The following is a 25,686-nucleotide window of genomic DNA, read 5'->3' on the forward strand; positions in this document are numbered from 1 at the left end:
TTATTGTTTTACCAAATGCATTGGACTGAGCCACTTACCTTGTGTTTGCCTAAAGATTTGGGTTGGTTAGCTGCTCGGTTACCGGTATCGGGAAGTAATCGTGCAGGGCGGGGTTATAGTCCTGCGCGGCTTCCACAAACTCCTGCACCACAAAGAACTTCCCTTCATCACCGGGTTGGTACCACCGGATGTTCTGCCCGTCCAGCGTGAACTTCATGGCCGCCAGCCTGCTGTACTGCTCTTTAATCTTGCCCCATCGTCTCAGGCTTTCCCAGCGCAGGTCGTGGCCCTCAAACATCAGCTCCAGCGGTTGCTCCACCCACATAATGTGCTCCATCAGTGCGGTTGCGTCGTAGGCTGCCGCCTCCAGCTCTACCACGCCGGCGCGGTCGCGGATCTGGTTCACAAGCGCTAGTGCCTCCGAAACGCTGCCACCGGTTTGCAGCAACGTCTCAGCATAAAGCAGGTAAACTTCTGCCAGCCGGATCACCCGCTCGTTGATGCCCGAGTTCATCGTCAGGGGCTCACGCTCCATTTTCCAATTCTGGTACTTCTTCAGGTAAGATGCCTCGCGATTATTATACTCCCCCCCCTTGTCAGACGGCTTTTGGTATAAGGTAGAGCCCAGGTCGTTTGCAATGGCAATAGACGCGGATGTTCTGAGCGAGTACACATCATCCGCCTCATACCGCGGATCGGTAGGGTCCATGGGGTCTTCCTTGAAAAGCATGGTTACCCAATAGGATGGCATGATGACGCGGAAGCCTCCCCCTGTGGTTGACCCCAGGGTATAGTTCCGGTTCGTGCCCTCAGACCCGATAGGCCCGTCGTTGGCTCCATAGATGTTGCCCGACTTGGCAGTGGCTGAAAAAGGCACCTCAAATATTGACTCGGCGTTAAACTCATGCTCTTCGTCAAAGTTCCACCCGATGTCCGGGGTCAGGGAGTAGAGGTCAGGGCGGTCGATGACGGCTTTGAAGTAGCCTTTGGCTTTCTCATACTCCCCCTCATTGATCCACAGCTTCCCGAGCATCGCGCTGGCTGCTCCCCAGGTGGCTCTGCCCACGTTGTTTGCGTTCCAGGTTTTGGGAAGATGGGCCTCGGCATACTCAAAGTCTTCCAAAATCAGCTGGAAGACATCCTCTTTCGGAGCAGGCGACTTGCTGAAATCCTCCTTCACTTTTGGGGTAGACGTATGCAGAATCACGCTGCCGCCATTATACCCCTGGTAAAGAATGTAGTAAAAGAATCCGCGCAGGAACCTTGCCTGGGCCTCCACAGTCTGCCGCTGCTCCACATCCTGGATTACGCCCAGATGCTCCAGCACCTGGTTGGCCCGATAAACGCCTTCGTAAGCGCTATCCCATTTCTGCTTCACAACGCCGGTGTTATCATTGAATGTCAGTGTGTTGAGCGACCTGGCGTTGGCGTTCCAGTTGTTTGGGCGGCCCAGGTCTGAGCGCACCGGCAACTCTGTGGTTGCGGTGGCGCCCATCACCCCCTGAAACTGCAGGGCGGCATACGTGGCGATAAGCCCCTGCCCCACCTGGTCTGCGTCCTTCCAAAAGGAGTCGGCATTCAGGGCATTCGGGTTCACCTTGTCCAGGAAATCGTCTGTTTCGCAACCTGTGTTCAAAAACAACAGGCCGGCACACAAAAAGAGTTTGCTTATATTTTTCATAATAGATTCCGTCTTTTGATTAAAAATCGATGGTAACGCCTGTTCTGTAGGTTGCCGACACCGGGTACTTGCCTGTGTCGATGCTGTTGAGCAGTGGGTTGCTCGATGCCACCTCCGGGTCAAACCCGGTATAGTTCGTCCAGGTCACCGGGTTTTGCGCGCTCACGTAAAGCCTCACTTTGGCGATGTGCACCCGTTTTGTTAAGGTGCCTGGCAGCGTATACCCCAGAATCACGTTTCGAAGCCGCAGGAAAGAGCCGTCTTCCCTGAAATAATCAGAATAGGTGCGCACATTGGGGTGCTCCGAGTTTGTCCTGGGGCTTGGGATGTCAGAATCCGGGTTGTTGGGAGACCAGCCATACACCATATCCTTGTGGCGCTTCACCGAGTAGGCGTAGGCCTTCGGGCCGTTGTAAATTTCGGTTCCTTCCACCCCGTAGAACTGCACCGACAGGTCAAACTTCTTGTAGTCCATACCCAGGTTGAGGCCATACTCAAAATCCGGAAGGCCGCTTCCCGCAAATTCACGGTCGTCGTTGGTGATGGCGTTGTCGCCGTTGGTGTCCACGTACCGCAGGTCACCGAGCTGTGCCGACGGCACGATCTTCTGGTATTCTGTCAGCTCTTCCTGTGTTTTGACCACACCGGAGGTAGGAATCAGGAACAGAGAGCCAGCGGGCAGGCCTTCCTTGAAAACGGCAGCCGGTTCTGTCTGGTCCTGTCGGGTTATGATAGGCCAGCCGCCGTAAACTACCTGACCGTTCACCATCTGCGTCACTTTGTTCACGTTTTTGGTGAACGTGCCGTTTACCCTGAAGCCAATATCCCCGATGTTGTCCCTGAAGCCTGCGGCAATCTCAATTCCCTTGTTTTCCATGTTGCCCACGTTCTGGATAAAATCCTCGAAGTTGCCCCAGGCACCGCCAGACGGAGGCGTCCGCACTGGCAACAGCATGTCCTGCTTGTCCTGCTTGTACAGGTCAACGGTCAGGTCTCCGCGGCCTCCGAGGAACTGCAGGTCCACGCCAACGTTGTTCGAGATGTTGGTTTCCCACTTGATGCTTGGGTCAGCGAAACCGGGCTGGATCAGGCCGCTCACCAACTGGCCACCCAGAATGTAGTCGGCCGCCGACATTACCTGCGCGGCATAGGCATAGTTCGGGATGCGGTCGCTGCCTGTGCGGCCATACCCGTAGCGCACCTTAAACTCGTTCACGACTGTGCGCAGCGGCTCAAAAAACGGCTCTTCCGACACGTTCCAGCCCAACGACAGCGACGGGAACGTTGCCCATCTGTTCTCAGGACCAAACCGCGATGATCCGTCTCGGCGCACTACGGCGCTCAGCAAATACTTGGACTTGTAAGAGTACTGAAACCTTCCGAGCAAAGAAACGGAAGACCATTCGCTGAGGTCTTCTGCAGCCTGTGGGTCAAGGCCGTTGCTCAGGGTTGGCGTCTCGTTCGAGGACAGGCCCTGCACACGCACCCGCCGGGAGTTGTAGTCCTGCGTTTCGTAGGTGTTACCGGCCAGCAACGCTATCTTATGGTCGCCGAATGTTTTGGAATAGTTTGCCGTGTACTCCTGAATGGTGCGCATGTTGTACTGGTCGGTATACTGCAACCGCGGATTCAGATTACTGGCCACCTTGTTCAGCACCCCCTCCTGATCCAGGATGGTATAGCCCGGCTCAAAGTAACGCGCTGTGGCGTTCCAGATGGAGCCGCCAACGTTCGCTGCCAGGTCCAGCCCATCCAAAAGCTTGTAAGAGAGGCGCAGGTTGCCATTAAATGAGTTCTCCTCATTGTCAGACTCCTGCTTCAGCTTTCCGACAAAGCCTCCCAGCACCTCTGGGTTGGTGCCGCCGATCGTGATCACGTCATCGCGGGTGTTTGGCCCTTTTCTGTAAGGGGCTTGCCTAATGGCATCATACATCAACGCCCAGGGCTCGTTGTTTTTCACGCTGTGGCTCACGCCCAGCGTTGCCTGCGCCTTGAATTTGTCCTGCTCATACACGGTGTTGGTCCGAACCGACTGCTTTTCATACGAGCTGTTGATCAGGGAGCCGTCCTGCGAGAAAACCGTTCCCACCACATTAAATTTCAGTTGCTCTTTGCCCCCGCTGATGCTCAGGCTGTGGCTTTGCGTGGGTGCGTTGTCCACCTGAAGCTCATTCATCCAGTCTGTGTCATAGAAAAGTGCGTCCGGGTTGCTCTCGAGCGGGAAAAACCGGCCCGTGGTGTTAAAGCGCTGCTCCAGGTCGGTGATGTACAACGACTCCGCCGTGTTTGCCAGGTGGATGTCGGAGGTGATTTTCTGCACACCGTAGTATGAGTCCAGCGAAACCTGCATTCTGCCGGCCTTGCCGGTTTTCGTGGTGATCAGGATAACGCCCGCGGAGGCCCTTGTACCGTAAATGGCAGCCGAGGCGCCATCTTTCAACACCTCGATGGACTCAATCTCCTGGGGCGCGATGTTCGGGTTGGAGGCATAGGTTACCCCATCCACCACATACAAAGGCTCTGACCCTCCGGCCGAGAAAGAGGAAATACCCCGGATATTGATGATGGCGTTAGAGCCCGGAGACCCGCTGCTGTTGCGCACGCTCACACCGGCAAGCTGCCCTTGTATGGCGGTGGCAAAGTCTGAGGTGCCCAGCTTGTTGATTTCTTCGCTCTTGATCTGGGAGATGGCCCCGGTGGCCTCTCTTTTCAGCTGCTGCCCATACCCGATCACCACCACCTCGTCGAGGGCTTGCGCGTCAGTATCCAGCGACACGTCTACTCTGGACCTGCCGTTAAGGCTAACGGTTTTGGTTTTGAAGCTGATGAAGCTGAAGGTCAGCTCCGCGTTTGGGCTGGCCACGGTTAATTTATACCTTCCCTCCCCATCGGTCACGGTGCCGTTGCCTGTGGCTTTCACCAAAACGGTAACGCCGGGCAGCCCCTCAGCATTTTCGCTGGAGGTGACTTTGCCTTCTACTATAGTCTGCGAAAATCCATCAAAGTGGATCAGCAGCATCGCCATGAAAAGACACCACATAACTGTGCTGTGCGTTCCTGGCGATTTCAATCTTACGTGGAAATGCTTTCTCATAAGCTTTGGTTTATAGGTTTATGTTTCGTTTGTTAGGGGTGAAAACCTGGATTTGACTGAGATAAAATCGAGTAATACAAAGTTACCTATACCTGCAGACGCCCAGGGAAATTTTCGGGTTGAATGGCGGGGGAGGATTTACCGATAGGGGGTATATACTGTGTTTTGTAGAGGGGCTTTTTTAGCAGCGTACAGTAAAAACCCGATTCAGAGCGCCTAGAGCCCTTTTCTGGAAAGAAGTTTTTTGCCCCTTCATCAGGCAAAATTACAGTGAGCACTCACCTTTCAGTGTGCTCACATCAGATTAAAGTTATTTTGTTTTAGCGAAAGGTTCTACATATTTGTAGTCTGATGCTTTTTGCTTGGGCATGCCGTGCCGCCCCGACCGGATAGTGTTTCAGACACGCGTATCGTTTTGATGCGTCCCGCTCCAGCCCATACCTGCTACATGCGTGGAACCAGGCCACAGCATACCGGAAGCGAAACAGAAGAAAGGGAAACGCAATGCTGCGGCACCTGGCGACAGCACTGCCTCTGGCAAGAAAGGTATATCGGAGGCAAACAACGCGCTGGAACAGATGCTGGATAACGTTGGTTGTATTTAGCGCTGGCCATTAATAAACCTACCATGAGATTATTATCTACACTTGCATTCTTACTGCTAATCAGTTTAGGATCATTTACTGGCCACACGCAGACCCCAAAATTTCATGGCGACTTTGACGTATACTCTACCAGGCACGGCCTGTCTCAAAACGATGTGCGGTGCCTGTTTCAGGATTCTTATGGCTTTATATGGATCGGGACGAACGGCGGGCTCAATCGCTTCGACGGGTACTCGTTCACGACGTACCAGAAGGAAGTAAGCTACCAGTCTATCTCCAGTAACCTCATCAGCAAGATCATAGAGGACGCCTACGGCAACCTCTGGATTGGGACAGACGACCAGGGGGTGATGTTCTTCCAGCGGGACACAGAGAAGTTCTTCCATATCAAGAACGACAAGGAAAACCCCAACCTGCTCACCGACAACCATATCCTGTCCATGCTGATAGACCAGAACCAGACGATCTGGGTGGGCACGACACATGGGCTCAACAAGATCAGGTTCGATTACAAAACCAAAAAGGCCAAGGTGGAGCACCTCGTCTCCTCCCCCAACAACCCCTCCTCTATCAGCCACAACACAATCTCCGGCATTTTTGAGGATGGCTTTGGCAATCTCTGGTTTGGCACGGCAAACGGGCTGAACCGTTATATCAACACAAAGAGCGGCAAGCCCCAGTTCATCCATTACAACAGCACGACCTCTGAGGCTATACGTGAGATTACCTCCAACGACACCAGCCTGCTGATCGCCTATACCTCAGCCGTGCTCGCGCTTCCTTTCAGGGAAATAAACAAGAACAACCCCACTTTCAGAACAGTCCTGAACCGATCCTACTCCGCTATCCTCTCCGACAAAAAGGGAAACATCTGGGGGATCAATACCAACGGCGCGCATGTGAGCTACCTGGAGGGCGGCAAGCGAAAGACGCAGGATTTTACCAGCAGCTGGTCTGACCCCAACAGCCTGAGCCGGAACGTGACCACTGCCATTCTCGAGGACCGATCGGGTATGATCTGGGTCGGTACGAACGGCGGCGGGCTCAACATGTACAACCCGAACAAAAAGAATTTCGAGCACTTTGAGAAGAACAAGTTCGAAAACAGCCTTTCCTACAACAAAATCAGGGCGGTGGAGGAAGACCCCATGGGCAACCTCTGGATTGGCACCGAGGGAGGCGGGCTAAACCTGCTGCCCCACACCAGCAGCAAAGCCTATGAGAACGGCTTTGTGCATTTCGACGTGAACCCGATGGGGGAAAACTATGTGTATGCCATTGAGGCTGCAACCTTCCAGGATAAAACCAGGATTTTCATCGGCACCGGGCACAACTCACACCTGGAAGTGCTGGATGCGCGTGATGTTGCACACGTGAAAAGAAGCGTTTTCAACCACATCGCCTTTAAAGCCCCTGTGTTTGCCCTGAAACAGGACTCTGATGGGATCTTGTGGGTCGGCACCTACGACAATGGCCTTTTCCGGGTGCAGTTTGATGCGCAGGGAGAGTATGAGAGGCATTCGCATTTCAAATACAGTCCGCGCGACGATTCCAGCCTTTCCTCCAACATCATCCGGAGCATCGCCGAAGACAGGCAAGGCAACATCTGGATCGGGACCGACAGGGGGATAAACAAAATCTCACGGACAGAGCGCCCCAAGGCATCCCCGAACTTTATCCGCTACATGCATAACCCGAACGACTCGCTTAGCCTAAGCTATAATTACATCCTGCCCATCTTTGTGTCTGAGGCAGGCAACGTGTGGGTGGGCACGCTTGGCGGCGGCCTGAACAAAATCATACCCGGAACTACCCCCAACAACGACAGGTTTGAGTGGATAACGACGCAGAACGGCTTGCCCAACAACGTCGTGAAATCGATTGAGGAGGACGAGGAGGGCAATCTTTGGATAGGGTCGAACGGTGGCCTCTCTAAGTTTAACCCAAAAACCAGGCAGATCGTCAACTTCGGGATCGGCGACGGGCTGCAGGATCTGGAGTATGGGGAGATCGCCTCCACGGCAAGAGCCTCCGGAGAGATGATCTTTGGGGGTGTCAATGGCTTCAATGTGTTTTACCCCGCCAAAATTTCAGAGGATGTCTCGACCGCGAATGTTGTTTTTACGGACCTGCAGATCCTCAACCGCACGGTAAACACAGGCGAAGAGGTAAACGGCCGCATCATCCTGGGGAAGAACATCAACGACCTTTCGGAGCTGCGCCTGAAGCATGACGAGAACAGCTTCTCGGTAAGCTTTGCCGCCCTGCACTACGCCACCCCCAAAAAAAATAAGTATGCCTACAAGCTGGACGGGTTTGACAATGAGTGGATTTATACCTCGGAGCAAAGCAGGATTGCCAAATACACGAACCTGGAGCCCGGCGATTATACCCTAAAAGTGAAGGCCAGCAACAGCGACGGCGTCTGGAACGACTCGCCCATCACGCTTGGCATTGTGGTGGCCCCGCCTATCTGGAAAACCAACTTCGCGATGGCTTGCTACTTCATTCTCTTTGTGCTGGCCCTGTGGTTTTCCAGGAGGTACTCCATCATCGTTAACACCAGAAAGAAGCATTTGCTGATGGAGCACCTGGAGAAAGAGAAGACCGAAGAGCTGAGCCAGCTGAAGCTGCAGTTCTTCACCAACATCTCGCACGAGTTCCGGACGCCCCTGACCCTGATTCTGGGCCTGATCGAGCGGCTCAAGAACACGCCGAACGCGTTCCGCGACGATGACCGGGTGGTTTACTACGAGAAGATTTACCGCAACTCGCAGGTACTCCTCAACCTGGTGAATCAGCTGCTGGACTTCCGGAAAATTGAGCAGGGAAAAACCAAGGTGCGCGTGGCCTACGGCGATATTGGCGAGTACACAAAGGGCCTCTGCGAGAATTTCAACGAGCTGGCCCGCAGGAATAGCATCGACTTTAACTTTATCTGCGAAACGGAGCTGAAAGGCTATTACGACCGCGACATCATTGAGCGCATCGTGTTTAACCTGCTCTCCAATGCCTTTAAGTTTACCAACCATGAGGGCGAGATCACCACAAGCCTTGAAAAAGACAAAACCCCTGGTTTCCTGCGCCTTGAGGTGTCAGACACCGGAATGGGGATGGACCCTGACGTGCAGGCGCACCTGTTCGAGCGGTTCTCGCATACCCACGTCAAGCGGGAACAGGGATCGGGCATTGGGCTGGCCTTTATCAAATCGCTGATAGAATTGTACCATGGCACCATCACCTTTGATTCGAAGCCGAATATCGGTACCACCTTTCGCGTGACGTTCCCCTATACCAGGGAGGCTTTTAAAAACGACATCCTGCTGGGAGAGGAAACCGGCCAGGCAGACACCAAAAAGGAAATGGACTGGATTCTGGACTTGGACCAGTCGATGGCCAAAAGCGAAACCGCCGCCACCGGCAACAAAGAGCACAATATCCTGCTGGTGGAGGACAATGAGGATATCCTGTTTTATCTCAGCGAGCACTTTAAGAACGCCTACAACATCTACATCGCCCATGAAGGCAAAGAGGCCCTGGAAATTTGCCTCCGGGAGCACATTGACCTGGTGGTGAGCGATGTGATGATGCCCGAGATGGATGGGCTGGAGTTCTGCGAGGCGCTCAAAAGCGATGACCGCATCAACCACATCCCAATTATCCTGCTCACAGCCAAGAAGTCTCCGGACAACAAAGTGAAGGGGTATGAAAAAGGCGCTGACGCCTATATCGCCAAGCCCTTCAACATGGTGGAGCTGGAGACGCGTATGGAAGCGCTCATCGCCTCCCGAAAGAATATCCTGGCCAAGCTCCGCAAGAACATCAGCCTCGAGCCATCTGAAATCGAGATTACCTCGCTGGATGAGAAATTCCTGAAGCGCGTGATTTCCTATATCGAAGAGAACATCGGGTTAACGGAGTTTACCGTGGAGATGCTGGCCAAAGAATGCGGCATGTCCCAGCTGCACCTCAACAAGAAACTCAAGGTGCTGGTAGGCCAGACGGCCAACGCGTTTGTCCGGAGCATTCGGTTGAAGCGCGCGGCCCAGCTTTTGGCTAAAAACCGCTATTCGGTAAACGAGGTGATGTATGAGGTAGGGTTTATGGACGCCAAGTACTTCAGGACGTGCTTCAAAAAAGAGTTCGGCACGCCCCCTTCTGAGTACCAGAAAAATGCGGTGGATGAGAGTGAGCATACAGACTTGCCTGAAGCAGAGAAAGTGTAGGCAGCCGCTACCGGTATACCCTGCTTACCCCACCCTGCATGAATTGCCCCACAGTCCTGAGCCCTGATTTTCTAGGCCAATGGGCTGTGCCAAAAGCTTTGGTAGCGCACGTTAGCCGCATGCCTCCCGCTACCGGCATACCCTGCTTTTCTGTTGGGGCAACCCATTGCGCATACTACTGTCCTTCTAACGTGCTAGTTTAGTTCAGAAGCTGTCAACTGATCACAGCCCCCGAAGCGCTGCCTGAGATGTTTTTGTGCTGCATCCAAGAAAAGGCAACGGGAGGGCGCTTCAGGCAGCTATGCATCCATTTACTTGACACCTTCCCCATGAACAGGCATACCCGTACATTGCTCTACCTCTGTATCCTGCTGCTATCGGCCTGCGGCGGTCCGGCTTACGCTAAAAGTAGGAGAAGCCAGGCTGAGAACCTGGTTTACCACCGACGCCGGAGAGTATTTCCCGGCTTACTACATTCGGGCTACTCGTGTCCATGACTAAACACCTACACCATACGCTATACATATCCATGAAAAAAATCAGCCTCGCTCTTCTTCTTTTGTTGCACACAGGGCTTTCCTGCCTCGGGCAACAGCCCAACGTGGTCGTGATTCTGGCCGATGACATTGGCACAGGCGACATCTCGTTCTACCAGCGGTTACACCCTGGCAACGTAATGGTGGAAACGCCTAACATCGACCGGTTGGCGCAGCATGGCATGTATTTTACCAATGCCCACGCCCCTGCCGCCCTTTGCGCGCCATCCCGTTACGCCATCATGACCGGAAACAACACCTATCGCAGTTACCAGCCCTGGGGGGTATGGGGAGCTTACGAGCGCTCTCCCATCGAACCGGGTCAGCTCACGCTGGGCAAACTGATGCAGCAGGCAGGGTATCACACCGCTTTTTTAGGCAAATGGCACATGGGCGGCGACTGGAACCGGAAAAGCGATACTACCCGGATTTACCGAAGCCCAAGAAAAGCCCCGGAAATGGATGTCGACATTACGAAACGCGTAGGAGGTGGCCCTTTGCAAAACGGGTTTGACTATGCGCTAACGCTTCCTTCCGGCGTGCAGGATGTGCCGTATGCGGTATATGAACACGGAAAGTGGACGCCCCTGAAACCGGGCGCTGAAATTGGCCTGATCACGCAAGAAAACATGCGTAAAATCGGGGTGGATCTGGACAAGGACGAAGGCCTTGGCGACCTGGCCTGGGATCCGCATACGATGGGGCCGCTGCTTGCCCAAAAAGCGGTCAGTTATATAGAGGAACAGTCCCGGAAAAAGCAGCCTTTTTTCATGTACTACAGCTCGCAGGCAGTGCATCTGCCGCATACCCCGCCAGCAACCCTGAACGGCAGAAAAATAGCCGGAAGCACCCCTGAAAAGCACCTCGACATGATTGTAGAGCTTGATGAGCAGGTGGGTATGATCGTGGATGCCCTGAAAGCAACCGGCAAGTATGAGAACACCCTGATCATCTTCACTTCAGACAACGGGGGATTAATGTTCCCAACCACCCTTGCTACTGGCCACCAACCTAACAGCATTTACCGCAGCGGCAAAAACAGCATTTACGAAGGAGGCCACCGGGTGCCCTTCATTGCCTCATGGCCGGGGAAAATAAAGGAAGGGCGCGCTTCGGACGAACTAGTGGTGGGGCTGGACATTATGGCTACCCTGGCAGGCATCAACAAACAGGGCATCCCGCAAGGCCAGGCACTGGACTCGCATAACTTATTGCCGCTTTTGCTTGGTAAACAAGGAGCGCACGGACATGCGTATCTGCTGCTTCAGGGCGGTACGGGGCATGAGGCATCCTACCATGAGGGAGACTGGAAACTGATTGTTCAACTAGACCCAGCAGATAAAACCGATCAGACCCGCACCCCCATCGCACTCTTCGACCTACGTAAAAATCCTTCGGAAATTGAGCAAAGCAACCTCCTCAATACCCTTCCGGAAAAGGCGCAGGAGCTTTTTAACAAGTATAACAAGCGCCGGGACATGGAAGGAAGGACTGCCTCGCTTCGTTAAACGTTAAAGCGTCGGCATACCGGTTTGCCGTCAGGGAGTGGCAGATAGTATACACAGCACATGTATAGATTTATACTACTATCAATTAGAATTTACACAGTCAAATTTGACGTTACGCAGGAGAGTCGTGAAGTTCGTAAAAGTCCCCCTTGGGGGTAGGGGCCCTCGACGAAGAAGGGGGCAGGGGGATGATAGGCGGCCGGAAGAACCTTGCCTGCTCTTGCTTGATGAGATATTGTTTCTAAAATATCTCACAGTAGATTGTCAGTAGGGAGTGTCATCCCCCTAACCCCCTTCAAAGGGTAGGGCCGTTAAGTTCTAAGAATTTGCACCATGTCTTCACGTAAAGATTTAATATAGCAGAAAAACGATTCTCCCCTTGAGGGGAGTTAGAGGGGTGTTTGCTCTTTGCGAAAGGTTATTTTTGCTGGCTTTACACCCCTGCGGTCCCCTCAAGGGGACAATTTTCGTTAGAACTTAACGGCACTACCTCTTGGGAGGGGGACTAAAGAGGGCATAGCGTAACAGAAAGCAATATACACTGCACGAAAATACTTCAATACGCTAAATCCATTCGATAATAGTATTATAAATGTGCTGTGTTTGCTTGTCCCGATTTTAAATCGTGATCATACCCCTATCAAACAGTTTATACCACTATCTATTGATTGTGGTAGTTTACCGTCTCTTGCTGTAAGAAACCAGGGAGTGGCCGTAATCGAGTAAAAATTTAACGAAAGGCTTTAGAAAATCCCGGCCGGTGCCTCTTCAAGTTCAACCTTAAAAGTGATGGCGTTTTTCGCGGGGTGCTCAGCGGGCAACTGAATTACCAGGCCGTCCTTCTCCTGCGTCCAGGTGAGTGGCTGGCCATAGCCAAGTATAGTGACAGCCTTGATTTTGTCGTTAATGATATGCTGGTCGCTACCAAGCGCCTTTAGCTTGATTGTCCCGCGTCCCTGCTCCCACTGTAGCATAAAAGCATACACCGTCGGGCCCTTTTGGGTATAGCGGAAGTCTTCTGCGGTAAAGCCGGTATCTTTCAGGTTGCCGTGCAGCACCATGTGCGCGTTGGTGGGGCCCTGCCCGAAAACGGCGAAAGGCCTGGTGCCGTAGATGGCTTCCCCGTTAACCTTTAGCCACTGCCCGATCTCCCGCAAATTGGCCTGCTGGTCGGCTGAGATGTTGCCGTGCACATCCGGGGCCACATTGAGCAGCAGGTTGCCGTTTTTGCTCACAATATCGATCAGGTCGTTTATGAGGCCTTTGGCGGGTTTGGTGGTCCACTTGCTGGTATATGACCACATCCAGCCACCCGGCGACATGTCGGTTTGCCAGGGCAGTTCCCGGATACGGTCGAGTTTTCCGCTTTCGATATCCAGCACGGCGGCCCCGTCAGGGATCGGCTTGTAGCTGATGTTTTTGTAATTCAGCACCACACCCTGCTTGCTTTTAGCGGCCTGGTTGTAGTAGTTGGCCAGCAGCTTTTTGCGCATTTCCTCGTACTCGGGGTTGCTAAAGCCCAGGTCGAACCACAACAGGTCAGGCTGGTAGAGCTTGATCATGTCCATGGTGCGGTCATACACGTTGTCGACATGCTCGGCGCTGTGCGGGTCTGTAATTTTGTGAGGCTTGCCGTAGAAATCCTCATACCTGGGGTCCGTGGTATCGGTTCCCTGGCGGTATCCCCACCAGTACCAGCCATAGGCGTAGTGCGAGGACATGCCCATTTTCATACCGGCCTTCCGGCCTGCTTCGAACAGCGCTCCCACAATATCCTTCTTCGGGCCCATGTTGGCGGCATTCCATTTGGTTTTGGTAGAGGCATACATGGCAAAACCGTCACAATGCTCTGCCACCGGCACTACATAGCGGGCACCCGCCTCCTCAAACAGGGCCATCCATTGCCGGGCATCAAAGTTCCCCCCGGTAAACTGGGGTATAAAATCCTTATACCCAAATTTTTCTGTGCCCCCGTAAGCTTCAATGTGATGCTGGAAGACGTCATTTTTACGGTCTGGATTGGGGTTTCCCTTGATATCGACGATGTTCTCGCGATACATGTGGTACCCATAGAAAGGGCCGAGGTAGTCTGGCACCACGTATGGGCCCCAATGGATGAATATCCCGAACTTGGCGTCGTGGAACCACTCCGGTGTTTTGTATTGCAGCAGCGACTCCCAGGTCGGCTTGTATTTCCTGGCCTGGGCCTGTGCCGGGTTTTGCACGAAAAGCAGCCCTACCAGAACAATCGCTTTCAGGATGTGTAATTTGCGCATCATCAAGTGGAGTTTTAAAATATAAATGATTGAAAGTTAGCGTGTGCCACAGAATCACCCGGCATCGCGCTTAAGGTATAAACCGCTTCAACGCAAAGGCATTCAGCCATACCCCCTTCTCTCCGTTTGCGTCCTCAAACCGTATTTCCACCGGACCGTTGCCATCGCAAGTGAACGAAAGATAGGTGCAGCCCGCGCCACTTTTGGGCAGGACCTTGCCTTCCGAAACAGTCACGGCCCCTTTTTCCGAAGTTCTGGCGGTGCGTAAGGTATAGCTGATCTGTTTCGCGTAGGGGATGTCCAACACGTTCAGGGATTTCAGGCGGTCTTTATTCGGGTCCATCGAGTCGGTGTTGGGTTTGGGCGCGTGGTGGTAGGTCGTGAGGGTATAGCTGCCCTTTGGCAACTTGTCGAACCTGAGCACGAGGCCTTCCGGATCGATCCCCATGACGCCTTCTCCCATGGCAAACCCATACTTGCCCATCACGTTCATCTCGCCGAGCGGCTTCATCACCCCCTCCGCAGAGGCGCAGCTTATCGTGGCGTCGAATCCGCCGAATGCCGGGAACGATTTCTGAAACACCGCTTCCTCGTCTCCTCCCGTCCAGGCTGTCCACCCGAATTGCACCAACTGGTCTTTGCCGCCAATGTCTGCCTGCAGCACGTCCACTTCTGTGTAGGGCTCCGTCACGGCAAGCTGCGAGTGCATGGGCACAGACTGGAAGCTTGCTTTGTCGTTTTTTAAGCCCTTCGCGGAGGCAGTAAGCGTTATTTTACCAGCCGTGGTGCCCGCTTTGATCAGGATGGGCGCATGGCCGTTGGCTGCCTTGACGGGGTTTGCGCCAATGGTTGTGCCGTCACCTACGATACTGGCTGGGCCTTTTACCGAAAAGGAAATCTCCTGCGCATTGTCTTTTATCACTGTCCCGTTTTCGTCTACCACATAAGCATAGCCAACCAGTATGTCTCCTCCGTCGGCTTCGAAAGCGCGGCCCACAGTATCGAGCGCCAGCTTGATGCCACTTGCCCTTCGGGGCGTGAACACCGACTTTTCTGCCATCACGCTGCCGCCTGCCCAGCCTTTCGCCGTCAGTTTGCCGGCTTCGTATCGCTGTATGCTAAACCTAAACGACGGGTGCTGCAAGCCTTTGTAAATACCGCTTTTATCCGGTCGCTGCCTTGCGATTTGCTTGCCGTTTAGGTACAAGCCTACCTCTTCAGCATTGCTGTATACCACCACCTCCTTTGTCTCGGGTTTCCACTCAGAGTCGATGTGCAGGTAGGGCTGTGCTTTCCTCTCGGCAGGAAACCAGGGCGTGATGCCGTAGGGGTGCCTGAAAACAGTCATTAGGCCACCAGGGCGCACTTTTTCGGGCCAGCGGCCCTCTGATGGGTGAAAGGTATAATAATCGTGCGCCGTCCAGGCAATCAGGCCTGTCTGAAGCGGATCAAGCACGTTCTGCGCCACCAGCTCAACACTTTCCGGGCCTTCCATGGCCAGCATGGGCTCATGCCGGTACCACTCCACCGGGCCGTATACCATCTGCCCGTAAATATCAGTCATCCCGGAGGTTTGCCACCCGGTCCAACGGCTGCTTTGGGAGGCTGTAAGCCGTGTGGGGTCCTCCTGCTTTACCGCCAGATGCACCTGCGGCACGTAGCCCCTGTGGTTTATACCTCCGCCCCAAATCACGACAGACGGATGGTTCCGGTGGTTGCGCACCATGGTACGGGCCGCCTTCTCCAGGTTATCGAACCAGGCAGCATTGCCGATGCTGATCCAGGTGGGGGCCTCTTCGTACACCAGTATGCCCAACTCGTCGCAGGCTTCCACCAGCGAATTGTCCTGTGGGTAGTGCGCCGTGCGCACCACGTTAAAGCCGAGTTCTTTAAACTGAAGCATGTCTTTTCTGTGCAGGGAGTTGGGTACCGCATCGCCAATGTACCCGAAGTGCTGATGCCGGTTTGCGCCGATCAGTTCAATGGGCTCTCCGTTTAACAGGAAGCCTTCCCGGGGATGCAGCTCAAACTTCCGGACACCCACTTTGCACTCTACCGCATCCAATAATTTGCCACCGCTGTACACACTGGTCTGCAGGCGGTACAGGTATGGATCGTGCGTAGACCATAGCCTCAGGTTTTCCTCGATGCCGCCAATCTGCGCAAACGCTGTCCTGCTGTTTGGGGCCACTTGCTGTTCGTTCGCCATTTTCAGCACCACCATCCCGTCCCGGTCGATCACCCGGTTTACCACTGTCAGGGTAGTGACGGTGTCTGTTTCGTTGTGCACCTGCGTTTTCACGTCCAGGGTGGCGTTTTTATTCACCGGGTCTACGGAGGGAGTCGTGAAGGTGACACCCGCGTTCATTTCCTCCCAGTTGAAAGTGATGCGCACGGGCGCTGTCGTGACCAGGTAAACATCCCGGTAAAGGCCGCTGAACTTCACATAGTCAAACGGGCCCGGGTCAGGCGGCACATCCATTCTTCACCGGTTGTCCACCAAAAGCGTCAGCTGGTTTTTGGCCCCTTTTTCCACAAAGGTCGATATGTCAAAATGAAAGGGCGTATACCCTCCTACTTTGTGCTGGCCAACGTGCTTTCCGTTCACCCATACATCCGTTACCTGGTGCGCCCCCTCAAACTCCACATACACCTTTTGGGCATCGGCGGGCACGGTAACGTCGCGGCGGTACCAGCCCACGTTCCGCTGGAAGGTTTCCTGGCTCTTCTCGTCTGTGCTATTGTTGAGGTTCAGCGACGCTAACTCCAGCGTGTGCGGCACATGCACCGTCTGCCAGTCAGCATCGTTCACGTTTTTCTGGTAATAAGTGGCCTCCGGATTACCGGCGAAAAACTTCCAGCCTATGTTCAGGGAGGTTTTAGTACGAGGCGATGGCTCATAGCCATTCGTTTTTTGGGCGTACAGCTTACCTGCTATCAGAAGGCAGGCACACAGCATCCAGAACCGTTGGGGCATAGCAATTAATGTTTAAATAGTTTCGTATAGGTATGGCCAGGTCAAGTCTGAACTTCTTAGCTGGCGTTCATGAGCACTCGCACAATTGGTTTGAAATTGCTTGCAGGCTGCACTTTTCTTGTCGACTCGCGCAGCACCAGGCTTGTCGGCAGATTCTCGAAGTGCACTTTCGGCGAGGTTGGGTTGGCGATGTGCCAGAGCAGTAATTCTGCGGCCCGCCTGCCCATGTTCTCCGCCGGCTGGTGCACCGTAGACAGTTTTGGGGACATATAGGTAGCCACGGGCTCATCGGCGAAACCAATGATGGACACATCCTCCGGTATAGATTTGCCATGATGCTTGAGGCGCTGCACTGCCTCAAAGGCCACATAGTCGTTAAAGCAAAGCAGGCCATCCACGTCATCGCTCAGGATCAGGGTTTCCAGCCTGGCTTTCCAGGTAGGGTCATCCACAGGCAGGATATACTTGTCCTGCACCAGCAGGCCATTTTGCTTCATGCCCTCTTTGTAACCCGTCAGCCGGGTAAAGCTCGTCGACAGGTTTTCGGGCCCGGCCAGGTGCACAATTTTCTTGCGGCCAGTTTGCACCATATGGGTAACCGCCTCCACGCAACCCGGGAAATCGTCCGTCAGCACATGCGAGGCATCCAGGTCTTCGCACATCCTGTCCAGGAAAACCACCGGAACGTTATCCTCCAGGGTCTCTAAAAAGTGGCTGAAGTCAGTGGTGCTGTGGGCATAGGACGCGATGATGCCGTCCACGCGCATGTTGTTAAGCATCCCGACAGCCTTTACCTCTTTCTCATGGCACTCTTCGTGCACGTTAATAAACAGGTGATACCCGTGTTCATTCACGACTTTGTTCACACCATCCAGCACCTTAGAGAAGTAGTGGTGCGTGAACTCGGGTAGTATGATCCCGATGTTTTTAGATTGCTTCCTGAGCAGGTTGATCGCAAACGGATTCGGTTTATACCCCCACTTGTTCGCCAGTTCAAGTATAGCCTTCCTGGTTTGGTCGCTCATCCTTCCTTCGTTGTTCAGCGCCCGCGAAACCGTTGAGGTAGATACGCCCAACTGGTTTGCCAAATCAACAATTTTTATTCTTCCGCCTGCCATAGTTGTGTGCCTTTGTTTTACCATTTCAAGGTACTGACAACCTACTGAACAGGCCGTGGTAGAATGTTGTGGAAAGCGGGGGTATTTTTAACAAAAGGGGCAGAAAACGCCAAAAAGCAGGTAAATTATCACTTTTTTTATTTTTATAGTGTGAGTAGTCGCTCACATCATGCGCCATCGGTGACAGGGATTCCGCTGTCGGCTTCGCTTTAAACACTGCCGCCGGGGAGGTATTATACCTGCCGAACATCAGGGCCGGAAGTGCCCATACCCTTGTATAGTTGGATGGAATTGTGGCTGTGTATCCAGAGTACCCAGCGATGACTTTTAAGGGGTTATTCAAGCTTGAAAATCTGATCCATCAACATCCACTTCTCCCCGTTTTTGGCCCAGGGCAGTTGCTGCTGGTAGTTCCACATCAGCTGCTCCCATTCCTGCACCGATGGGTTTTCGGCATCGGCGACGGCCTTTTTTTCAAAATCAAAGTTGTCTGCCACCTCCATAATCATAAACAGCCGATTGCCGATCAGGTAGATTTCCATGTCCAGAATCCCCGCCGACTTTATACTCTCTGTTATCTCAGGCCAGGCGTTTCCGCTGTCGTGGTATACCTTGTACTGCTCAATCAGTTCCGCATTATCTTTCAGGTCGCATGCAAGACAATATCTTTTCACTCTTCTACTGTTTAGGCTTTCTTGAATATTCATTTGCTGGTCTTCCATGGGTTGCACATGAAAATTGCGCCGGCAGACAAACTGCATGCGCTACATTTGTTTGCAGGCTATGCCAACCCACTTCTAGTTTCTCACTACCCGTTGGCTAAACCTTTTTCCATCTACCGTTACACTGACCAGGTACATACACTGCTTGATGTCGTCTGTGTTCAAGCGCATGAAACCATCCGAGAAAGGGATGCTTTTAGACAATACCTTCTTTCCGTCCATGGCATAGAGCACAACATCAGCCACATGGTTTTTTGCCTCCGGCACTTTAAACACGAGCTGATTTCTGAAAGGGTTGGGGTAAACGGCCCATTCGGTTGGCTCCGCATACGGCCTCATACCCAGCGGAATGTCAACGGCCGTGTCAAACTTGTCGAGTTGTAGAATCAGAGACGCCAGGTGCCCGCCCGCATCGGGGAAGGTAACCGTCACGGTGTTCGTTTCTGCCAGAAGGGAGTGGTGCACCGGCACCTCTATCATGCCGAAGAAATCCTCCCGGTTAGCCTGATCGTAGCCTTTCCAGTTGTCAGGCATCTGCACCGAGCGGCCGTTTACGGTAATTTTTGGCGACTTGGACATGGTGTGCTTCCGCCCAATGCTCATGCGCAGCACGCCATACCCGCTGCCTGCCGCCACCCCGCTAAACTTAAACGTGAGCGGCTGGTCTTTGGCAATAGGCTGCAAGTGTTTGTCGGCGTAGTATTTAGTGGTTTTGATGGCGTTGCCATAGCTGACAGCCTCATCCAGGGTAATGCTGAGAATTTTCGTTTCGCCCGGTATCAGTTCCAGCTCCGCAGGGGCCGTGGCCAGCGTTTCATCGGTATACTGTGGGCGCTGCTGATCATAAATCCTCAGCGAGCGCATCCGGGCACCTGATGCCTCAGGCAGGGCAGCCACCCCATCCAATCTGGCTATTTTGGTCTCATCAGCCAGGTTGTTGAGGGCAATGTGCAGCACGTTGCCGTCTAAAAACGCGTGGGTCTGCACATCCGGGTTCTGCGACCGGGCCAGCACCCGGTCGCCCTTTATACCGGCCCAAAGCTTGTAGAAGTAGATTCTGGCCGTAAAATCAAATTCTTGCGGGTCCGGCTGGCCGATGGTCACCGGTTTCCAGAGGGTTGCGCCATAGGGCTGGTAGTTGTTGGCGGCGGTTAAATGCCAGGTTGCCTTGTCCGTGATGAAGGGTATAGACAGGAGCAGGTCGTTCTGGCGGTCCAGCAGGTTGAAAAGCAGATGATTGATGGACTTGACACTCTGGATGCTTTTCACGTCGCTATACGCATCCGGGTACCCTTTCTCAATCCCGCCATATTCTGATATGGCGTGCGGTATGATTTTGCCCCACTTGGCGTAACTGTAGGTTTCGATCAGGTCCAGAATCGCCTCCGAGTTACTTCCGGATCTTCGGGTATCCTGGCCGGTTACGTTGATCCCATCGTAGAGGTGCGTGGCAAAGCCATCCATATGCTCGCCGGCCACATCCATAAACATTTTCATGCGACTGTCCCAATGCCCGAAATCCCATAACTCCACAGAGGGCCAGGCGCTGGAGTAACCGATTACTTTCATGTTCGCCAGTTCAGGGGTCTCGTGCAGCTTCTTGCCGATGGCGCCAAACCACTCCGCCATTCTCCGCCGCATCAGGGCATCGTCAGGCTGCTGCTCTTTAAACACATTGTCGCCGGCATGCACAAAAGGCTCGTTTATCGGCTCGTAGAACTCCGGCCTGCCACTCTGCTCTACGTGGTTTTTGTAGTATTCCGCGGCCCACTCGGCCGCTGCGTTCACGTCGATGTTATACCGGATCACATTCTGCGGATGGTCGGTTCCTACCAGCCCCTTCTTCACCTCGCGCACGGTGCCAGGTCCGGTTTTAGGCTGAGGGTACACGCCTACCTCCCCTGCCTTCTGCTTCGCGTAACTAAACGGCGACCAAAAGCTCCTTCCCACCGAAACATCGTAATCAGTCAGAAACTTACTGATGTCGGGGTCATTGTCGTTGCCGGAGTGGATCTTAAAGTACTTCTCCCGGTCTAACGCCGATTCGTCCCCGACAAAACGCTGGGTGGTCGGGTCTATTTGAACGATCACGGTTTCCTGCGCAAGGGCAAGGCTGCTGGTTGCGCACAATAAAAAAGCCAGCAAGGTGAGTTTGTAACGTATCTGCATGCGGGGGTCCTTTGGTTTTGATTTATACCTGTTTATACCTAATGTAGGCAGCCTGCGCCAATTCATACCGGGCAACCCTTTGCGCAGCAAGGCGTCGCCCGGTATGAATTGGCTAGTAGGACAAATCATAGGTTACGATGCTTAGGGTCTTACCTGTGCGCTTGTGAACAAGCCGTGCCTCCAGTTGGTAGTTTTTCGCTTTGTCCGGCACGAACTCCAGTTTGATGGTAGCGTGGCCCCTGCCATACCCCTGGTATGCATCCAGCACCTGCGCCTGCAGGTCATTGCCTTTCTTGTCTGCCAGTTCCCTGATGGTATACTGCAGCTTCGCGTTTTCATTGGCGGTGTACACATACTCTACCTCCAGGGCCTTGCCCTCAAAAACACTGCCCGGCACGTTGGTCAGTTCCAGCCTGTTTTCATAGAGATCAAGATCTGTTTCCGATTCCTTTACCCGCTGGTTGACAGGCACTAATTTGTAAGCGCGAATCCAGTCGTAGGAAGCGGTGTTCAGCTGATCGTTTCGCAGCTCATCCTCTGACGGCGCCGGTTGCCAGTCGTAGGTTTCGGTAACCATGTTGATGTGCATCGGCCGGTCAAAAGGCTGCTCCGAAACGTCTTTGCGGAACTTCACGGACTGATGGAATTTGCCATCAGCGAAAAAGGCCACTTCCTCGGCGTTTTTCCACCAGGCACCATAGGTATGGAAATCATCCGACACACTAGTCTGTAGCGTTGCGCCCGCCCCTTTCGAGATAAAGTTCTCCTTGCCTCCCTCGCATTTAATGTAGCGAAAGTGCGTGTTGGAGTTCATGCCATTGATAAACTTGTCGAACACGGGGTTTCCGCCCACACACTCCTGAATATCCAGTTCCTGGCTATACTGGTCTTTTGGGCAATCCGTGGATTTGAGGTTCACCTTGTCATTCGACATCCAGAAGGTGGTGGACATATTGAGTTTAGAGGCTTTGAACTTGCACTCGTAATAGCCAAAATGCGCAGCAGATTTAGACACCACCGCACCCCCATACATCGTGAAGCCATCCCTTGGTTTATCCAGCACGCCGCTCCTGATCAACAGCATGCCGTTCTGCTGGCTAACTGCCCCCGGCTCAAACAGGGCTGGCCTGCGTCCTTCCCAGCCGGGGTAGTGCGTGTACCACTTTCCTTTGTCCAGCCTGTTGCCGTCAAACTCATCGGAAAACTCGGCTTGCAGCACCCACCGGTACCCCAGGGGTGGCAGCGGAGGTATGGCGTAAAGCATGTTGGTGCATGCCATCAGAACTAGTAGCATAAAGGTTCTTTTCATCGTAGTTGGCTTTGTTTAATTTAACTTTTGTAGTAATCAGAACTTTCGCATCTAATCGAAACACGGAGCGAAAGCAGTCTGCAGCCTGCCGTTGTTGTGTGTTCTCACCAACAACTTGTTGGTCAAAAGACGCAACAAGGGCAGCTTTGCGAAAGTCCTGGTAATGTCGGTTAAGAGCATGGAATCAGGGCGTTCATTTTTAGACTTTGATATTAGATGCCATGTTGCTGCACGCTGCCTATATAACCATACAACCTGTGTTATATGCAACGGTAGATGCAACTTTAAGAGCGTGCAAGATGGGGGCGGCAGGCCATGCTTCAGAAGCAGTTGGCCTGCACTCTAAAAATTGCCCAACGCTTCTGGGTGAAACTGCTGCTTCATTCTAAAGCCTTTGATGTATTGCCAGTCGTAGCTCACATACTGATGCGTGAGGCCCCACTGCAGCGCCGCCAACGGAAATTTGTCGTTATCAACGGTTTTGTCTAAGCCAGCGGCGGGAGGCCCCCATTTGATGTGCGACATGATCTCGAAGTTTACCCCGTCCGGCGACCACTGAATGGTATTTCGCTCCGGACCGTCTGTGATAATCAAGGCTGCTATACCGCCTCGGTATGGCCACACACACAGCTCATGGCCACTGTTGGTGATCGGGTTAAACGCTGATTTCACGTAAGGCCCTTCCAACTTATCGGCAATGGCTACCCCCCATTTGATCTCGCGCCCGCCAAAGGTATTGTGCTCGCCCATTCGCTCACCTTTGTAATACAGGTAAAACTTATTGTTGAAGTATACCAGCGTAGGGTCGTGCACTTTGTGGCTGTCGAAAGAACCCTGCTTTTTAACCTTGAAGCGGCTATCCTCTTCCCCCAGCCACTCCCCGTCGTCGGTTGGGGAAAGAATGGGTTTGTCGAGTTTCACAAAAGGCCCCGCAGGTGAATCGGAGATGGCCATACCCACCTGATTTTTCACCCGGTTTACATAAGGGTACTTCACTGTCTGGTAAATCAGGATGTACTTGCCCTCGTGCATCAGTACCTGCGGTGTGAAAACAGACCGGTCATCGTAGGCACCCGCTGGCCCGCGCCCTACGGCCATGCCCTGCTCCTTCCAGGTTTCCCCATCCTCAGAGGTGGCATACCATACATCTGTCTTGTCCCACGGGAATACCTTGTTTTCAGGGTCGCCGGTTCCGAAGCCAGCTGTTTTGCCCGTTGCCTTCGAGTAGTAAACGTAGTACTTCCCATCCACCTTGATCAGGTCACTTGGGTCGCGGCGGGTCACACCTTCCTGATAGGCAAAGTCTCCTTTCAGTTCGTACGTTTCAAACTCTGCATACCAGTTTGGCCCTTTGGCATAATTCCGCTCCAGGGCACGCTTAGAGGCAGCGCTCAAATTACCTTCTTTCGGGATGGCCAAATACTCATACACCGAATCAGGTATGGCACTGTAATCGGTGGCGCTGTCTGACTGTGCGATTGGCTTTTCTGATTGGCAACCAGTGTAAAGCATACCGGTTAGCAGCATCATGAATGCGAGACTGGTGTTTTTCATATTTCAGGTATTGATTACCTCAATTTATCGATATTTTTTGTGTCCCCGTGCGCAACCCTTTTCCCTGCACGTGTCATCAACTCCCATCTTTTGCCATGAGGCTTAGGGTCTTGCCCTCCCGTGAAAGTTGGCTGCGCCATGCCCATGGTATGACGCAGGCACTTTGTCAGTAGAAGTAGTATGAATATCCTTGAAATCTGGAAGGTATGGACTCTATTCTGGAAGGTATGGACGCTATGGTGAAACGAATAAACTTCACAGGGACTTTGCCCCGCTCGCAGAGGCTTAATAGAGGCACTTGCAAGGCCGCAACCGCAAGTGCCCTGCGGCCGAGGTTACTGCTGTTTTTGATAATCCGGTCTTGTCGGGGCGGTGCGCACCTCCTCCCACAGCGAGGCCAGTTCCTGCGCTTCGCTGGTATGCTCCCCGATCACGTTCTGCTGCTCCGCCATGTCCTCTTTTAGGTGGTAGAGCCTTGGCGAAGTGCCCCATCCTGCCCTGACACCCTTGACTGCCAGCCAGTCTGGGGTTGCGCCTCCGGCGGTGATGTACTTCCAGCCGTTTTTGCGCACGGCGAAGGCATAGGCTTCTTCCACCAGATATGGCCTGGATTCGGTGCTGGCGGCTCTCCACGATTCCAGCATGTTAAAGCTGTCCGGGGCCTCGTTGCCTGCCAGGCTGTGGCCAACCAGCGAAGCAAAGGAGGCATACAAATCCACCTGGCTTAGCATCGCGTTGCTCTTGGTGCCCGGCTTTATCCTGCCTTTCCAGTACACGATGGTGGGTACGCGGGTGCCTGCCTCCAGCACACTGTATTTTCCCCCGCCAAAGTCACCGCTTGGTTTGTGTTCCCCTAACAGCTCCACGGCGCGGTCCGCGTAGCCGTCATCCAGCACAGGGCCGTTGTCCGACGTAAAAATCACGAGGGTGTTTTCCAGCAGCCCCTGCTGCGCTAAGGCGTCCATGAGTTCAGACACTGCCCAGTCCATCTGCAGAATCGCGTCTCCCCTTGGGCCCATGCCGCTCTTGCCGACAAAACGGCTGTTCGGCACACGCGGCACATGGATGTCGTGGAGGGCATAGTATAGGAAAAAAGGCTTGTCGTCAGCGGCTCCGATAAACTCTTTTGCCTTCGTGGAGAGCATGTCAGCCAGCGTCTCATCTTCCCACAGCGCGGACTCGCCGCCCTTCATGTAGCCGATGCGGCTAACGCCGTTGGTGATTGTGCCGCTGTGCTGCGGGTCAGCCCCCATCTTGAGCAGGTCGGGCCGCTCCATACCCGTAGGCCGGTCACTGATGTTCTCTGCATAGCTCACCTCCACCGGGTCGTTCGGGTCCAGGCCCACAATCTGCTGGTTCTCCATGTACACCGTCGGCACACGGTCACCTGTCGAGGGGAGGATGAAGCTGTAGTCGAAGCCGATCTCCTTCGGACCGGGCCCCACACGCTCATTCCAGTTGATATTGCCACGCCCCAGGCCAAGGTGCCATTTGCCAATAACGGCTGTGCGGTAGCCGTTTTGCTGCAGCATTTTGGGCAGGGTCGGGAGCTGCGGGTCGATGATCAGCGGGGCGTCTCCCGGAAGCACGGCGGCCTTGTTCCGGAACGCATAGCTCCCTGTCAGCAGCGAGTACCGGGAGGGGGTGCAGGTGGCTGCCGTGCAGTGGGCATCTGTAAACTGGGCACCTTCGGCGGCCAATTGGTCTATGGCAGGCGTCTTCAGCCCTTTGGCCCCATACACGCCAATATCTCCGTAGCCCACGTCATCAGAATAGATAATGACAATGTTGGGCTTGCTTTGCTTACTGCCATGGCCTTCTGATGCAGCAGAAGGGTTACTGCATGCAGCCAAACTTACTGAAGCAGCAAGTAAACTTAATAGGTAAATTCGCTTGATAACCATTCGTCAG

At 53.6% G+C, this 25,686-nt stretch carries 13 protein-coding genes; 2 read left to right on the top strand and 11 right to left on the bottom strand.

Annotated elements, in window-relative coordinates; all coding sequences use genetic code 11:
- Positions 1–49: 49 nt before the first annotated feature.
- Both MKJ04_RS00405 and MKJ04_RS00410 read right to left on the bottom strand, forming a co-directional pair.
- A complete protein-coding gene (locus tag MKJ04_RS00405) occupies positions 50–1,681 on the bottom strand; it encodes a RagB/SusD family nutrient uptake outer membrane protein (protein WP_241638202.1) in 1,632 nt (543 codons plus the stop codon).
- 19 nt (positions 1,682–1,700) lie between these two features.
- The gene (locus tag MKJ04_RS00410) at positions 1,701–4,775 is read right to left on the bottom strand and encodes a SusC/RagA family TonB-linked outer membrane protein (protein ID WP_241638204.1); all 3,075 of its coding nucleotides are present in this window, start codon (positions 4,773–4,775) and stop codon (positions 1,701–1,703) included.
- Positions 4,776–5,403: 628 nt separating this feature from the next.
- On the opposite strand from MKJ04_RS00410, the gene MKJ04_RS00415 reads away from it, so the two are divergent.
- Both MKJ04_RS00415 and MKJ04_RS00420 read left to right on the top strand, forming a co-directional pair.
- A complete protein-coding gene (locus MKJ04_RS00415) occupies positions 5,404–9,606 on the top strand; it encodes a two-component regulator propeller domain-containing protein (protein WP_241638206.1) in 4,203 nt (1,400 codons plus the stop codon).
- A gap of 529 nt (positions 9,607–10,135) precedes the next feature.
- Positions 10,136–11,650, top strand: a complete 1,515-nt coding sequence (locus MKJ04_RS00420; RefSeq protein ID WP_241638208.1) for a sulfatase family protein — start codon at positions 10,136–10,138, stop codon at positions 11,648–11,650.
- Positions 11,651–12,393: 743 nt separating this feature from the next.
- Here MKJ04_RS00420 and MKJ04_RS00425 read toward each other — a convergent pair.
- From MKJ04_RS00425 to MKJ04_RS00465, 9 genes are all read right to left on the bottom strand, one after another.
- Positions 12,394–13,929, bottom strand: a complete 1,536-nt coding sequence (locus MKJ04_RS00425) for an alpha-L-fucosidase (RefSeq protein ID WP_241638210.1) — start codon at positions 13,927–13,929, stop codon at positions 12,394–12,396.
- Between the two features lie 67 nt (positions 13,930–13,996).
- Entirely contained in the window at positions 13,997–16,408 is a 2,412-nt protein-coding gene (locus MKJ04_RS00430; protein WP_241638212.1) for a glycoside hydrolase family 2 protein, read from the bottom strand.
- Between the two features lie 3 nt (positions 16,409–16,411).
- Positions 16,412–16,903, bottom strand: coding sequence for a sugar-binding domain-containing protein (locus tag MKJ04_RS00435; protein WP_241638214.1), 492 nt, complete (start codon positions 16,901–16,903; stop codon positions 16,412–16,414).
- A 56-nt stretch (positions 16,904–16,959) separates the two neighbouring features.
- Positions 16,960–18,021, bottom strand: a complete 1,062-nt coding sequence (locus tag MKJ04_RS00440; RefSeq protein WP_241638216.1) for a LacI family DNA-binding transcriptional regulator — start codon at positions 18,019–18,021, stop codon at positions 16,960–16,962.
- A 335-nt stretch (positions 18,022–18,356) separates the two neighbouring features.
- The gene (locus MKJ04_RS00445) at positions 18,357–18,695 is read right to left on the bottom strand and encodes an L-rhamnose mutarotase (RefSeq protein ID WP_241638218.1); all 339 of its coding nucleotides are present in this window, start codon (positions 18,693–18,695) and stop codon (positions 18,357–18,359) included.
- 123 nt (positions 18,696–18,818) lie between these two features.
- Positions 18,819–21,041 (bottom strand): T9SS type A sorting domain-containing protein, encoded by a 2,223-nt coding sequence (locus tag MKJ04_RS00450; protein ID WP_241638220.1) that lies wholly within the window; start codon positions 21,039–21,041, stop codon positions 18,819–18,821.
- Positions 21,025–22,221 carry a family 16 glycosylhydrolase gene (locus MKJ04_RS00455; protein ID WP_241638221.1) on the bottom strand — a complete coding sequence of 399 codons (1,197 nt, stop codon included), beginning with the start codon at positions 22,219–22,221 and terminating at the stop codon, positions 21,025–21,027. The genes MKJ04_RS00450 and MKJ04_RS00455 overlap by 17 nt, the downstream gene beginning before the upstream one ends.
- A 342-nt stretch (positions 22,222–22,563) precedes the next feature.
- Positions 22,564–23,775, bottom strand: a complete 1,212-nt coding sequence (locus tag MKJ04_RS00460) for a glycoside hydrolase family 117 protein (protein WP_241638223.1) — start codon at positions 23,773–23,775, stop codon at positions 22,564–22,566.
- Between the two features lie 335 nt (positions 23,776–24,110).
- Positions 24,111–25,679 (bottom strand): sulfatase family protein, encoded by a 1,569-nt coding sequence (locus tag MKJ04_RS00465; protein ID WP_245402565.1) that lies wholly within the window; start codon positions 25,677–25,679, stop codon positions 24,111–24,113.
- Between the last annotated feature and the right edge of the window lie 7 nt (positions 25,680–25,686).

This window comes from Pontibacter sp. E15-1, from assembly GCF_022601975.1.
In the GTDB taxonomy this organism is placed as follows: domain Bacteria; phylum Bacteroidota; class Bacteroidia; order Cytophagales; family Hymenobacteraceae; genus Pontibacter.

Coding starts and splice junctions, on each gene's coding strand:
- MKJ04_RS00425 (WP_241638210.1), bottom strand. CDS start 13,929: ATGATGCGCAAATTACACATCCTGAAAGCGATTGTTCTGGTAGGGCTG.
- MKJ04_RS00465 (WP_245402565.1), bottom strand. CDS start 25,679: ATGGTTATCAAGCGAATTTACCTATTAAGTTTACTTGCTGCTTCAGTA.
- MKJ04_RS00460 (WP_241638223.1), bottom strand. CDS start 23,775: ATGAAAAACACCAGTCTCGCATTCATGATGCTGCTAACCGGTATGCTT.
- MKJ04_RS00405 (WP_241638202.1), bottom strand. CDS start 1,681: ATGAAAAATATAAGCAAACTCTTTTTGTGTGCCGGCCTGTTGTTTTTG.
- MKJ04_RS00450 (WP_241638220.1), bottom strand. CDS start 21,041: ATGATTTGTCCTACTAGCCAATTCATACCGGGCGACGCCTTGCTGCGC.
- MKJ04_RS00415 (WP_241638206.1), top strand. CDS start 5,404: ATGAGATTATTATCTACACTTGCATTCTTACTGCTAATCAGTTTAGGA.
- MKJ04_RS00410 (WP_241638204.1), bottom strand. CDS start 4,775: ATGAGAAAGCATTTCCACGTAAGATTGAAATCGCCAGGAACGCACAGC.
- MKJ04_RS00420 (WP_241638208.1), top strand. CDS start 10,136: ATGAAAAAAATCAGCCTCGCTCTTCTTCTTTTGTTGCACACAGGGCTT.
- MKJ04_RS00455 (WP_241638221.1), bottom strand. CDS start 22,221: ATGAAAAGAACCTTTATGCTACTAGTTCTGATGGCATGCACCAACATG.
- MKJ04_RS00430 (WP_241638212.1), bottom strand. CDS start 16,408: ATGGATGTGCCGCCTGACCCGGGCCCGTTTGACTATGTGAAGTTCAGC.
- MKJ04_RS00435 (WP_241638214.1), bottom strand. CDS start 16,903: ATGCCCCAACGGTTCTGGATGCTGTGTGCCTGCCTTCTGATAGCAGGT.
- MKJ04_RS00440 (WP_241638216.1), bottom strand. CDS start 18,021: ATGGCAGGCGGAAGAATAAAAATTGTTGATTTGGCAAACCAGTTGGGC.